Origin of the sequence: Lysinibacillus sp. 2017 (genome assembly GCF_003073375.1) — a bacterium.
In the GTDB taxonomy this organism is placed as follows: domain Bacteria; phylum Bacillota; class Bacilli; order Bacillales_A; family Planococcaceae; genus Solibacillus.
Genome location: NZ_CP029002.1, coordinates 1,099,621 through 1,113,613 on the forward strand (window position 1 = coordinate 1,099,621; position 13,993 = coordinate 1,113,613).

The 13,993-nt window shown below is 36.3% G+C and carries 14 protein-coding genes; all 14 read left to right on the plus strand.

Annotation, left to right across the window (positions count from 1 at the left end; all coding sequences use genetic code 11):
- Positions 1 to 2: 2 nt before the first annotated feature.
- The 14 genes from DCE79_RS04915 to rpsU all read left to right on the plus strand — a co-directional run bounded on the left by DCE79_RS04915 (position 3) and on the right by rpsU (position 13,927).
- A complete protein-coding gene (locus DCE79_RS04915) occupies positions 3 to 869 on the plus strand; it encodes a 2-oxoacid:ferredoxin oxidoreductase subunit beta (protein ID WP_108712001.1) in 867 nt (288 codons plus the stop codon).
- A gap of 599 nt (positions 870 to 1,468) precedes the next feature.
- Positions 1,469 to 1,795 (plus strand): geranylgeranyl pyrophosphate synthase, encoded by a 327-nt coding sequence (locus tag DCE79_RS04920; protein WP_108712002.1) that lies wholly within the window; start codon positions 1,469 to 1,471, stop codon positions 1,793 to 1,795.
- Positions 1,796 to 1,916: 121 nt separating this feature from the next.
- The gene (hemW, locus tag DCE79_RS04925) at positions 1,917 to 3,059 is read left to right on the plus strand and encodes a radical SAM family heme chaperone HemW (protein WP_108712003.1); all 1,143 of its coding nucleotides are present in this window, start codon (positions 1,917 to 1,919) and stop codon (positions 3,057 to 3,059) included.
- A gap of 121 nt (positions 3,060 to 3,180) precedes the next feature.
- Positions 3,181 to 4,200 (plus strand): heat-inducible transcriptional repressor HrcA, encoded by a 1,020-nt coding sequence (gene hrcA, locus DCE79_RS04930; protein ID WP_108712004.1) that lies wholly within the window; start codon positions 3,181 to 3,183, stop codon positions 4,198 to 4,200.
- A gap of 28 nt (positions 4,201 to 4,228) precedes the next feature.
- Entirely contained in the window at positions 4,229 to 4,780 is a 552-nt protein-coding gene (grpE, locus tag DCE79_RS04935) for a nucleotide exchange factor GrpE (protein ID WP_108712005.1), read from the plus strand.
- A 106-nt stretch (positions 4,781 to 4,886) separates the two neighbouring features.
- On the plus strand, positions 4,887 to 6,734 hold the full coding sequence (gene dnaK, locus DCE79_RS04940; protein WP_108712006.1) for a molecular chaperone DnaK: 1,848 nt from the start codon (positions 4,887 to 4,889) through the stop codon (positions 6,732 to 6,734).
- Between the two features lie 232 nt (positions 6,735 to 6,966).
- A complete protein-coding gene (gene dnaJ, locus DCE79_RS04945; protein ID WP_108712007.1) occupies positions 6,967 to 8,088 on the plus strand; it encodes a molecular chaperone DnaJ in 1,122 nt (373 codons plus the stop codon).
- Positions 8,089 to 8,102: 14 nt separating this feature from the next.
- Positions 8,103 to 9,050, plus strand: coding sequence for a 50S ribosomal protein L11 methyltransferase (gene prmA / locus DCE79_RS04950; RefSeq protein WP_108712008.1), 948 nt, complete (start codon positions 8,103 to 8,105; stop codon positions 9,048 to 9,050).
- Between the two features lie 57 nt (positions 9,051 to 9,107).
- Positions 9,108 to 9,851 (plus strand): 16S rRNA (uracil(1498)-N(3))-methyltransferase, encoded by a 744-nt coding sequence (locus DCE79_RS04955; protein WP_108712009.1) that lies wholly within the window; start codon positions 9,108 to 9,110, stop codon positions 9,849 to 9,851.
- A 317-nt stretch (positions 9,852 to 10,168) separates the two neighbouring features.
- Positions 10,169 to 10,783: a PH domain-containing protein gene (locus DCE79_RS04960; protein ID WP_108712010.1), complete on the plus strand. Its 615-nt coding sequence runs from the start codon at positions 10,169 to 10,171 to the stop codon at positions 10,781 to 10,783.
- 170 nt (positions 10,784 to 10,953) lie between these two features.
- The gene (gene mtaB / locus DCE79_RS04965; RefSeq protein ID WP_108712011.1) at positions 10,954 to 12,303 is read left to right on the plus strand and encodes a tRNA (N(6)-L-threonylcarbamoyladenosine(37)-C(2))-methylthiotransferase MtaB; all 1,350 of its coding nucleotides are present in this window, start codon (positions 10,954 to 10,956) and stop codon (positions 12,301 to 12,303) included.
- A 107-nt stretch (positions 12,304 to 12,410) separates the two neighbouring features.
- Complete coding sequence (locus DCE79_RS04970; protein WP_108712012.1) at positions 12,411 to 12,884, plus strand: hypothetical protein; 474 nt, start codon at positions 12,411 to 12,413, stop codon at positions 12,882 to 12,884.
- Positions 12,885 to 12,974: 90 nt separating this feature from the next.
- Positions 12,975 to 13,643, plus strand: coding sequence for a deoxyribose-phosphate aldolase (gene deoC / locus DCE79_RS04975; protein ID WP_108712013.1), 669 nt, complete (start codon positions 12,975 to 12,977; stop codon positions 13,641 to 13,643).
- Positions 13,644 to 13,753: 110 nt separating this feature from the next.
- The gene (gene rpsU / locus DCE79_RS04980) at positions 13,754 to 13,927 is read left to right on the plus strand and encodes a 30S ribosomal protein S21 (protein WP_004227078.1); all 174 of its coding nucleotides are present in this window, start codon (positions 13,754 to 13,756) and stop codon (positions 13,925 to 13,927) included.
- Positions 13,928 to 13,993 lie beyond the last annotated feature (66 nt).

Below are 13,993 nucleotides of genomic sequence, written 5' to 3' on the forward strand. Positions count from 1 at the left end.
TCATGGCAACATTTAAAGATTTCCGAAATTCCGTAAAACCGAACTGGTGCCCAGGTTGTGGTGACTTCTCCGTTCAAGCTGCGATCCAACGTGCTGCAGCAAACGTAGGCTATGAGCCGAATGAATTAGCGGTTATCTCAGGTATCGGCTGTTCAGGTCGTATTTCTGGATATATTAACTCTTATGGTTTCCACGGCATTCACGGTCGTGCATTACCAATCGCACAAGGCTTAAAAATGGCCAACAAAGATTTAAAAGTTATCGCTTCAGGTGGTGACGGTGATGGTTTTGCAATCGGTATGGGTCACACAATCCATGCAATTCGTCGTAATATTGATATCACTTACGTTGTTATGGATAACCAAATTTACGGTTTAACAAAAGGGCAAACATCTCCACGTTCGGCAGCTGGTTTCATTACGAAATCAACGCCAGGTGGTGCGATTGAGCCGTCTTTAAAACCGTTAGAAGTGGCATTAACAAGCGGAGCTACATTTGTTGCACAAAGCTTCTCAACTGATATTAAAGAATTAACAGCGATTATCGAAGCTGGTTTAAATCATAAAGGTTTCTCATTCATTAACGTATTCTCACCATGTGTCACATACAACAAAGTCAATACGTATGAATGGTTTAAAGAAAACTTAACGAAACTATCCGATATCGAAGGTTACGACAATACAAATCGTGAGCTAGCAATGCAAACGGTCATGAAGAATGAAGGATTAGTAACAGGAATTATTTATCACGATCAAGAAACGACTTCTTATCAAGATAAAGTTAAAGGTTACTCTGAGCTTCCATTAACAGATATCGATATTAGCTTATCAGAAGCACAATTCGATCAATTAATTAAAGAGTTTATGTAATTTTAACTATACTGTACTCGTAAGTGACAAACTTACAAGTGCAGTTTTTTTATGGAAATTTATAGCCTAAATAGTTTTGGGCATAGATTTATAATAAGTTCCTTAAATAATCCATTAAAATTGACGAAATTGTGTCTTAAGAGGGAATTTTTTGATTTGTTTTCATTTTTAAATTTCCAGTAATAATTGTTATTATTTTGATTTAATGTAAAATAGTAAAAAATAAAAGCCCCATTTTTTAATAAAAAAAATAAAAAAGCACCATTTCAAAGAGAATTAACACTTAATTTGTTAATAAAAATACTTTTATGTTAAAAAAAGTAATGGTATAAATTGCTTAATTTTCAATTTAAAATGTTAAGAATTTTTTCAAAAATGACACTTTTATTAAAATATTGACTGTAGTACAATATGGGTAACGAATAATTACATGCATTAGTAATTACTGAGAATTAGTAGATATAGAGAAAAATATGCTTGTATTTAACCGTTAAATAGATAAATTTGATAATTTTTCAATTTAGGGAAATGCGTAATGGTGTTAAATGTGTTCTAAATACAATTCAAAACGAATTAACTTCAGTTAGGGGATGGATTTTATGAATAATCAAATTCAACTTATTGTGCCAGAGTGGTTTATTTTAGATGAACTACATATTATTGAGACCATTGTTAGCGAGAACTCTGCTAATGTAGGAATCGTCGTAGCGGGGGAAAATTTTGATGCATCAAAATACTGCTGCCCAACTGTAAGGCTTTATATGATCCGTTTAGTTGACAATCAATACGAACTAATGAAAGAATTAGACTCATTCCAATTCCGAACAGTGGAAGAAGCAAAGGCTTTCTCAGCAAAATTACCAAAATTAAATGCCATTGACTTAATTATGATGGTCAATAAAGAAGAACCGATTTTCTCAATGTAATAATCGCTCCCGTACTCTAACTTGAGTACGGTTTTTTTGTTTCTTCGTATTAATTGTATTTTAACGAAGAAAAGATAAAATGAATAAGAACATTGAATTATATATAAAGGAAGTGATTGAAATGGCTAGAGGTGTATATATTCACATTCCTTTTTGTCATCAAATTTGTAATTACTGCGATTTTAATAAAGTGTTTTTTAAAAATCAGCCTGTAGATGAATATATCGAAGCGCTTGGACGTGAAATGGAGATGACCGTCAACAAGATGCCTGAAGCATTTACTAATGTGGAAACGATTTTTCTAGGCGGCGGAACTCCAACCGCACTTTCAGCAGTACAAATTGAAAAATTATTACAGCTTATTGCGAAACATATTCCTATGTCTAACGTAAAAGAATTTAGTAGTGAAGCAAATCCAGATGAGCTAACGATTGAAAAACTGCAAGCACTTTATAACGGCGGTGTGAATCGCTTAAGTATGGGTGTCCAATCGTTTGATCAAGCATTATTAACGAAAATAGGGCGTACTCATTCGAATGAACATGTATACGAAACGATTAAAAATGCTAAAAAAGTTGGATTTGAAAATATAAGCATCGATTTAATGTACGGTTTACCAGGACAATCAATGGAGCAATGGAAAGAAACATTACAAAAAGCGTTTGAATTAAAGTTGCCTCATTATTCAGCGTATTCGTTAATTGTCGAGCCAAAAACGATTTTTTATATTCAACACGCAAAGGGTAAGTTAAATTTACCGACAGAAGATTTAGAAGCCAATATGTACGGTGTATTGATGGAAGAAATGGAAGCACACGGATTACATCAATACGAAATAAGTAACTTTGCGCATAAAGGTTACGAGTCCACACATAATAAAATTTATTGGGATAATGATGAGTACGCTGGCTTTGGTGCAGGTGCACATGGTTATCTTGAAGGAATTCGTTATTCTAATGTTGCCCCAATTAAAAAGTACATTGAAACAGTTATGGCAGGAGAACGTCCTTTATTGCAAGAACACGAGGTAACTAAGGAAGAAAAAATAGAAGAGCAAATGTTTTTGGGTTTACGAAAAGTGGAAGGTGTGTCTTACCAATCATTTGAAAATAAGTTCCATGAACCCATGCAAAGTTATTTTGAAGAGATTATTCAAGAATTGAAAAACAGAAAGTTACTGGATGTAGACGAATTAGGAATTCGTTTGACTCGTCAAGGGCGATTCGTTGGTAATGAAGTATTTCTACGCTTTTTGATGGAATAATGACATAAAAAAAAGATTCTTAAAAAAATGATGCGAATTCATTGACATCAATTTAGAGATTTGCTAATTTATATAATATATTAGCACTCCACTTAAATGAGTGCTAACAGAGGTGAAAAAGATGTTAACAAATCGGCAGTTACAAATATTACAAGTAATCGTAGATGATTTTGTGATGTCTGCTCAGCCTGTTGGTTCGCGTCAATTATCTAAAAAGGAAGGCATTACGTATAGTGCAGCAACAATTCGAAATGAGATGGCGGATTTAGAGGAGTTGGGCTTTTTAGAAAAAACGCATACTTCTTCAGGACGAGTCCCATCAGAAAAGGGGTATCGTTTTTACGTCGACCATTTATTACAACCTCAAGTCATTAAGCCTGGAGAGGTCGAACAAATCCATACTTTATTTGAAAAACAAATTTTCGAAGCCGAGCAGCTTATAAGAGAGTCCGCTAATATTTTATCGGAACTTACTACTTATACAACTATTTTACTCGGACCGGATGTGCAAAAGCATCGCGTAAAAAAATTCCAAATCGTTCCACTTACGGAACAAACGGCTGTAGCCATTATCGTTACAGATAATGGACATGTCGAAAATAGACCACTAACATTACCACCTGGGATTAGTCCAACCGATATTGAAAAGATGGTAAATATATTAAATGATCGTTTAGTCGGTATTCCGCTTCATGACTTACCAAGAAAATTAGAAACTGAAGCGTTATCAGTACTTAAACAACATGTGAGTGCATCCGAAACGATTATTAAGTCATTCCTTTCAATTCCATCTGTACAGTCTGAAGGTAAGGTTTATTATGGTGGTAAATCCAATATGTTAAACCAACCAGAATTTCATGATTTTAATAAAATGCGTATGTTTTTAGATCTCATCGACAAAGAGAGCCAAGTGCAAGCATTATTTGATCAGCCAAATCAAGATATTCAAATTCGAATTGGCTCAGAAAATAATCATTTAGCAATGGAAGATTGTAGCGTCATTACCGCTTCATTTTTAGTAGGTGAAGAGCAACAAGGAGCAATCGCGATTATCGGTCCAACTCGAATGGATTATAAGCGAGTTGTCACATTGTTAGATGTAATGCGTCGCAGCTTATCTCAAGCCTTTTTCAAAGGATAAACATGAGATGTAATAAGGAGGAAATCAAGTGACTGAAACGACTAAGACGAACGAAGAATTAGAACAAGCAACTACGGAAGAAACACCTGTAGAAACTGTGGAGACAGAAGAAGTAGTGCTAGATGAAAAAGAACAAAAAATCGCTGAATTAGAAGCAAAGGTAGCAGAGGAAGAAACACGTTATTTACGTTTACGTGCAGACTATGATAACTTAGCTCGTCGCGGTCGTTTAGATCGTGAAGCATCTGAAAAATATCGTGCACAATCGCTTTTAACAGAGCTCTTACCAGTGTTAGATAATTTAGACCGTGCGCTTCAAGTAGAAGTTACATCAGAAGAAGCAACTTCATTATATAAAGGTGTAGAAATGGTATATCAACAGCTTGTTGCGGCAACACAAAAAGAAGGTCTTGAAGTGATTCCAGCAGAAGGTGAAAGCTTTGATCCAAACTTCCACCAAGCAGTTATGCAAGAACAAGACAGTGAAAAAGAAGCAGGAACAATCTTACGCGAGTTACAAAAAGGCTACAAATTAAAAGATCGCGTATTACGCCCATCAATGGTATCAGTGAACGAATAATATATTTCTTGCCATGCTTAGAGCAAAGTATGGCATCAATCTTTGAAAAAAATTATCGGATAATAACACGACAAACCGTGTTGAATAATAGGAGGAAAAACGAATTATGAGCAAAATTATCGGTATTGACTTAGGAACAACTAACTCATGTGTATCAGTATTAGAAGGCGGAGAGCCAAAAGTAATTCCAAACCCAGAAGGCAACCGTACAACACCATCTGTAGTAGCATTCAAAAACGGTGAAAAACAAGTTGGTGAGGTAGCAAAACGTCAAGCCGTTACAAACCCTAACACAATTATCTCTATTAAATCAAAAATGGGTACAAATGAAAAAGTAACTGTTGATGGCACGGATTACACACCACAAGAAGTATCAGCAATGATCCTACAATACTTAAAAGGCTACGCTGAAGATTATTTAGGTGAAAAAGTAACAAAAGCAGTAATTACAGTTCCTGCATATTTCAACGATGCACAACGTCAAGCAACAAAAGACGCTGGTAAAATCGCTGGTTTAGAAGTAGAACGTATTATCAACGAACCAACAGCTGCAGCATTAGCATACGGCTTAGATCAACAAGACGTTGACCAAAAAGTATTAGTATTTGACTTAGGTGGCGGTACATTCGACGTATCAATTCTTGAATTAGCTGATGGCGTATTCGAAGTATTAGCAACAGCAGGTGACAACAAACTTGGTGGTGACAACTTCGATGACAAAATCATCGAGTACTTAGTAGCCGAATTCAAAAAAGAAAATGGCGTTGACTTATCAAAAGATAAAATGGCTATGCAACGTTTAAAAGATGCAGCTGAAAAAGCGAAAAAAGACTTATCAGGTGTAACAGCTGCTCAAATTTCATTACCATTCATCACTGCTGGTGCAGAAGGTCCATTACACTTAGAAATGAACTTAACACGTGCGAAATTTGATGAATTAACACGCGATTTAGTAGAACGTACAATCGTACCAACTCGTCAAGCATTATCAGATGCAGGTCTTTCTGCTTCTGAATTAGATAAAGTAATCTTAGTTGGTGGTTCTACTCGTATTCCTGCAGTAGTAGAAGCAATCAAAAAAGCAACTGGTCACGAACCACACAAAGGTGTTAACCCAGATGAAGTAGTAGCAATGGGTGCTGCTGTACAAGGTGGCGTATTAGCTGGTGACGTTCAAGGCGTATTATTATTAGACGTAACTCCATTATCATTAGGTATCGAAACTATGGGTGGCGTTATGACAAAATTAATCGACCGTAACACAACGATTCCAACTTCTAAATCTCAAGTGTTCTCAACAGCTGCAGATAACCAACCAGCAGTAGACATTCACGTATTACAAGGTGAACGTTCAATGGCAGCAGATAATAAAACATTAGGTCGTTTCCAATTATCTGATATTCCAGCAGCACCACGTGGTATTCCACAAATCGAAGTAACATTCGATATCGATGCAAATGGTATCGTATCAGTTAAAGCGAAAGACTTAGGTACACAAAAAGAACAAACAATCGTGATTCAATCAGATTCAGGTCTTTCTGAAGAAGAAATCGAACGCATGGTAAAAGACGCTGAAGCAAATGCAGATGCGGATGCAAAACGTAAAGAAGAAGCTGACTTACGTAATGAAGCAGACCAATTAGTGTTCCAAGTTGATAAAACAATCACAGATTTAGGTGAGCAAATTACAGAAGACGAAAAGAAATCTGTAGAAGATGCTCGTGATGAATTAAAAGCTGCTTTAGAAAAAGGTGAACTTGAAGGCATCAAAGCTTCTAAAGAAAAATTAGAAGGCGTTTTACAACCGCTTGTAATGAAAGTATATGAGCAAGCTGCTGCAGCACAACAAGCTGCTGGTGGTGGAGCTGAAGGCTTTGATGGCGCGGCTGATGCTGGTAAAAAAGACGATGATATCGTAGATGCTGATTTTGAAGAAGTAAAAGACGATAAATAAAATTCGTTAAAATAAAAACAATTAAAAGCCAAAGACCGTTCGCGGCTTTGGCTTTTAAGATTTTCTTAAATAGTTGGGGCCGTGCCCGCGTAAAGCGTCCGACCCGTAATGGAAAGCAATGGACCTTGTTAGAAGATTATCCATTGAAAAAAACAATGATGTAGCAAATGGTATACATCATTTTTTCAACATGTTAGAATAGACGTTATGTAAAAAGAGCGGAGTGTGAACAATGAGTAAGCGCGATTACTATGAAGTGCTTGGTTTAGCAAAAGACGCAAGCAAAGACGAAATTAAAAAAGCTTATCGTAAATTTTCAAAACAATATCACCCTGATTTAAACAAAGAGGAGGGTGCTGACGAAAAGTTTAAAGAAGTAGCAGAAGCATATGAAGTACTTTCTGATGAACAAAAACGTGCACGCTATGACCAATTTGGACATGAAGATCCAAATGCCGGTTTTGGTGGCGGTGGCTTCGGAGGCAGCAGCGGTTTCGGTGGCTTTGAAGATATTTTCAGTTCATTCTTTGGAGGTGGACGTCGTCAAGATCCAAACGCACCTCGTAAAGGCGATGACCTACAATTCCGCATGAATATTACCTTTGAGGAAGCAGTTTTTGGGAAAGAAACAGAAATTGAAATTCCAAGAGAAGAAAATTGTGATACTTGTCACGGCTCAGGTGCAAAACCAGGTACACAGCCACAAACATGTTCACAATGTAATGGCTCTGGTCAAATTAACCAAGCTGTTGATACGCCATTTGGTCGCATGATGAATAAACGCTCATGCCCAAGCTGCCGAGGACAAGGTAAAATTATCGTTGAGAAATGTTCAACTTGTCGTGGTGCAGGTAATGTAACGAAAAAGAGAAAAATCAAAATTACGATTCCAGCAGGTGTGGATGACGGCCAACAATTACGTGTTTCTGGTCAAGGTGAGCCTGGCTTTAATGGTGGACCTTCAGGTGATTTATACATTATCTTCTCTGTACGTAAACATGAGCAGTTTGAACGCGATGGCGATGATATTTTATATGAACTAAACTTAACATTCCCACAAGCGTCTTTAGGTGATGAAATTGAAGTACCAACAATTCACGGTAAAGTGAAGTTGAAAATTCCAGCAGGAACACAATCAGGTGCACAATTCCGTCTTAAAGATAAAGGAGTTAAAAATGTTCACGGTTATGGAATGGGTAATCAATATGTCATCGTAAAAGTCGTAACACCTTCAAAATTAACAGAAAAACAAAAACAATTATTACGTGAGTTTGCTGAAATTAGTGGAGATATTCCAGAAGAGCAAGGTAGCTCATTGTTTGATAAAATTAAGAAAAAAATTAAAGGCGACTAAGGAGTGAATTGCAAGTGAAATGGACAGAGCTTTCAATTTTAACAACGCATGAAGCGGTAGATGCGGTAACGAATATTTTGCATGAAGCTGGAGCAAGCGGAGTTGTAATCGAGGATTCGAAGGAATTAGATAAGGAAAGAATTGATAAGTTCGGTGAGATTTATGCACTGGATCCTGCAGATTTTCCGAAAACAGGAGTAATTGTCAAAGCTTACTTATCTGCATCAAGCTTTTTAGCAGAAACTGTTGAAGAAATTAAACTTGCAATTGCTAACCTTGTAAACTTTGATATTAATATTGGTGAAAATGTTTTAACGCTTTGCGAAATAGATGAGGAAGATTGGTCTACTACGTGGAAACAATATTACCACCCAGTTAAAATTTCTGAGCGTTTCACAATTGTGCCAACTTGGGAAGACTATAAGCCTGTAACAACAGATGAATTAATTATCGAATTAGATCCGGGTATGGCATTCGGAACAGGTACGCATCCAACAACAGTCATGTGTCTACAAGCGCTTGAAAAGGTTGTTAAACAAGGCAATACAGTTGTTGATGTAGGTACAGGTTCAGGGGTGTTATCAATCGGTTCAGCAATGCTGGGTGCCAAAAGTGTTCACGCATTAGATTTGGACGAAGTAGCGGTAAAGGCAGCTCGTGAAAATGTGGAACTAAACAAAATGGATCATATAGTTGAAATATTCCACGGAGATTTATTAGATACAGTAAAAGAACCAGCAGACGTTGTAGTCGCAAATATTTTAGCTGAAATTATTATGACCTTCACAGATGATGCATTTTCAATTGTAAAACCAGGTGGCTTATATGTGACTTCTGGTATTATCGGTGCGAAAAAAGACGAAGTAAAAAAAGCCTTAGAAAAATCAGGATTTGCCATCGAAGAGATATTAATGATGGAAGATTGGGTAGCAATTATTTCACGTCGTCCTGAAGTACAATAATTTATTCAACAGCTGCCTATTTTGCAGCTGTTGTTTTTCTATAAGAGGAGTGAGAATATGCAGCGATATTTTGTAGAACAAGCAAGCAATGAAACAAATCAATTTATCATTTCTGATGACAATGCACGCCATATTAGCAAAGTAATGCGTATGACTGTAGGGGATGAAATTATCGTCGTACATAATGGGAAAGCGCATATTTGTGAAATACAAGCTATTGAGCAAGAGGTTGTTGTACGTCAAACAGGTAAAACTATTACATCACCAGAAATGCCGTTAAAAGTGGATATTGCTTGTGGATTGCCTAAGGGTGATAAATTGGAACTCATCGCCCAAAAAGCAACTGAATTAGGAATGCACGCATTAATTCCATTTGCTGCAGAACGCTCGATTGTGAAGTGGGATGATAAAAAAGCGAAGAAAAACCAAGAACGCCTACAAAAAATTGCACAAGAGGCAGCTGAGCAATCACATCGTACCCATGTACCAGAAGTTGTACAACCAATTAGCTTTAAAAAGCTTATACAAACGTTCACTAACTATGATGCGGTATTTATTGCCGATGAGGAAGATGCAAAGTTAGCGGAGCGTACAAGCTTTAAACAAAAGTTACAACAGTTGGACGCTACAAAAGATTTGAAAATCCTTTGTATTTTTGGTCCAGAAGGTGGTATATCACGCCAAGAATCAGCGTCTTTCCTTGAAGCAGGTGCACAAACGATGTCTCTAGGACCGAGAATATTGCGTGCAGAAACAGCACCGTTTTATGCTTTATCTGCAATTTCATATGAATTTGAATAAAAAATAAATTGTAGTTGGAAATAACTTATCCCCCCTTAAGACACATGAATGTGTTTTAGATTTTAGAATCTGCTCGAATTAAGGCAAATGGCGTTTTAGTGCAAGATAAATTGCCGCTTCATCCTGTTAAACCATTACCGAAAATCGAGAACTATTCACGAAAAGAGTTCAAATTAAAACAAAGAGCTGCTGCAATTCAAATAAACAGCTAAAATACATGATTCTGGTGACTATCATTTATGTATTTTACTTAAAATGAAACTTTTCAAATAGCTATACGTAAAAGAGCTATAGATGTTTTAAGGAGGATATATTATATGTTTAAAAAATTGGCAGCAGATGCACTAGGATTATCTGATATCGGTGTCGTAATTTCAAAAGAGGATTTTGACAAAACAGATGCGGATGATTTCGTTTTTAATGAAATCGATGAGCGTATTTATTTCCTTATCAAAACAAAGGCTGATGAGTACTGCTTTACGAATTACGCACTTATTCATGTAGATGGTGCCAATGCAATGAGTAAAAAGCGAATGTTACGTCGCTATGATTATGAATATCATACAATCGATCAAGTGCTTTTAGAAACGGCGGGTACAATTGATTTAGACGTTGAAATTAAGTTTACAATTGGTAACATTCCATTAAGTATTGATATTCATAAAAAATATTTAACTGAAATTAAAGATTTATATAAAGCACTACATGCGATTTCAAAAGAACAAAAATCAAATGCCTATAGCATGGATACTGCGAAACAAAGCTTAAACTTAGCTGCAAGCGCACTCGGCAGAATTGGAAATGATAACGTATCTCCAGCAGATTCCTTTAAGGACATTACGACATTTTCTCACAACTGGTTATTAGAGCAAAAACAACAATTCGTCCAAAAAGATTTTGGTAAGGTATTTGAAAAATACATTAACAATTAATACAATATTTGTGTGGCGTACGATTGTTATGCGAATCGTACGTTTTTTTATTATTTACTTAGAAACAAATAGACCTAGGTGTCAAAAAGGTAGGTTTATTGCTATGTTTTATGCTATGATAAAACACGTTGATAATTTTGAAGTGTAACCGTGAAAGGATGATATATATTATGAGTTACGAGGTTAAAAAAACCGTATCTCTACATACTTTAGGTTGTAAAGTAAACCACTATGAAACAGAAGCCATTTGGCAATTATTTAAAGAACAAGGCTATGAACGCACGGAATTCGATCATGCAGCCGATGTATATGTAATTAATACTTGTACAGTAACAAATACAGGGGATAAAAAGTCTCGTCAAGTGATTCGTCGTGCGATTCGTCAAAATCCAGATGCGGTTATTTGTGTAACAGGTTGTTATGCACAAACGTCACCTGCTGAAATTATGGCGATCCCTGGTGTTGATATTGTTGTCGGTACACAAGACCGCGAAAAAATGTTAGGTTACATTGAACAATATCGTGAAGAACGTCAGCCAATTAATGCAGTACGTAATATTATGAAAAATCGCGTGTACGAAGAACTTGATGTTCCTGCATTTACAGACCGTACACGTGCGTCATTAAAAATTCAAGAAGGATGTAACAACTTCTGTACATTCTGTATTATTCCTTGGGCACGTGGGCTAATGCGTTCTCGTGATCCACAAGAAGTAATCCGTCAAGCACAGCAATTAGTAGATGCTGGTTATTTAGAAATCGTCCTAACAGGTATCCATACAGGTGGCTATGGCCAAGATTTCAAAGATTATAACTTAGCGCGATTATTAGTAGACATGGAAGCGCAAGTAAAAGGCTTAAAACGTTTACGTATTTCTTCAATTGAAGCATCTCAGTTAACAGATGAAGTCATCGAAGTTCTTACAAATTCAAACATCGTTGTAAACCACCTACACATTCCGATTCAATCGGGTTCGGATACTGTGCTAAAACGTATGCGTCGTAAATACACGATGGAATTTTTCGCAGAGCGCTTAGAAAAGCTAAAAATTGCTTTACCTGACTTAGCGGTAACTTCTGATGTTATCGTAGGATTCCCAGGCGAAACAGAAGAAGAATTTATGGAAACATTCAACTTCATTCGTGATCATAAATTCTCTGAGCTTCACGTATTCCCTTATTCTCAGCGTACTGGTACACCTGCAGCTCGTATGGAGGACCAAATTGATGAGGAAATAAAAAACGAACGTGTACATCGCCTAATCACGTTAAATGATCAATTGGCAAAAGAGTACGCATCTCGTTTTGAAGGGGAAGTACTTGAAGTCATTCCCGAAGAACGCTTTAAAGATGGCGAAGGTGAAAATCTATACGTAGGTTACACAACAAACTATCTTAAAGTTCTATTTGAAGGAACAGAAGATATGGTTGGTCAACTTGTGAAAGTGAAAGTTACAAAAGCAGGCTATCCTTATAATGAAGGACAATTTGTTCGTGTATTAGAAGAACAAAATAATTAATAAATTGAAGAAACAACGCAGAACATCGACATGTTTTGCGTTGTTTTTTGCATATATTAATAATGATTAGGGTAATATAACATAATGGTCGTAGGAGGTGAATTTACTTGAATCGAGGGTTATCAAAAGAAGAATTGGTGAAATTAGAAATCGTGAAAGTACCCAATGGTATTCTTGGAGATATTACGAAATTTAAAAATTTTAATCCATCACGAATTTTACACTATGAGATTAGAAATAATGAATTATTGTTATATATGAAAGAAGTGCATCGATTAGAGGCAATTGAAGAGTTTAAGAGTACAATCGAGGCTTTTCGATTTGAAGTAGAGCGAGGAGTTAGTCCTGAAGTGGAAGCCTTCTATTCTTTTGAATTTGACCGTGATTTCACAAAATTTATGGTGACGGTAGATCAACAGCAATTTGAACAGGATATTACAGCCGAAATGATTGAATTGACCATTGTTGAAGATGCATTAAAATATCAAATGTATAACCGTAAACCGGTAGGCGTAGAGGTATTTTATCGAGATAAGCAATCGAAAGAAATGTTCAAAAAAAGAGAGTATCGGATAAGTTGATTGACTTGTCTGATAGTTTCCAATAGGTGAATAACATGCTAAAATGTAGATGTACGGACAACCAATAGATAAGTTAAGGGAGTAATTAAAATGACTCAAAATTATGCAGCAATGATTGATCATACGTTATTAAAAGCTAACTCAACAAAAGATCAAGTGCAACAAATTTGCAAAGAAGCAAAACAATATGGCTTCGCTTCAGTTTGTGTGAATCCAACATGGGTAAAATTCAGTGCAGAACAATTAACTGGAACTGAAGTAAAAGTATGTACAGTAATCGGTTTCCCTCTAGGTGCAAATACGTCTGCAGTAAAAGCATTTGAAACAAAAGATGCCATTGCAAATGGTGCTGGCGAAATCGATATGGTCATTAATATCGGCGCATTAAAAGATGCGAACTACGATTTAGTTCGTGAAGATATTAAAGCAGTAGTCGATGCGGCTAATGGTACCTTAGTAAAAGTGATTATTGAAGCTTGTCTGTTAACTGATGAAGAAAAAGTAAAAGCTTGTGAATTATCTGTTGAAGCAGGTGCCAATTTTGTTAAAACATCTACTGGTTTCTCAACAGGTGGCGCAACTGCTGAAGATATCGCATTAATGCGTAAAACAGTTGGCCCAGACCTAGGCGTAAAGGCTTCTGGTGGTGTACGTAGCTTAGAAGATATGCAATTAATGATTGAAAATGGTGCAACTAGAATTGGTGCTTCATCGGGTGTTGCGATTATGAATGGACTAAAATCGGATTCAAATTATTAATTCAATAGTTTTTCTTGACACTATATTTAACCTAAGTTATACTACTTTAGTACACATTAACTAGCGTTAATGTTTTGTATTGACGTGTGTTCGGAGGGAGGGAAAGAGAGATGTCAAAAACTGTCGTTCGCAAAAACGAATCGCTTGAAGATGCTCTTCGTCGCTTCAAACGTACTGTATCAAAATCAGGTACAATTCAAGAAGTTAGAAAGCGCGAGTTCTACGAAAAACCTAGCGTAAAACGTAAAAAGAAATCAGAAGCTGCACGTAAACGTAAGTGGTAATTTCCCTAAAAACCCTACGTTCATAACACGCAATTTTCAGATTTAACTGAGCAGACAAATGATATA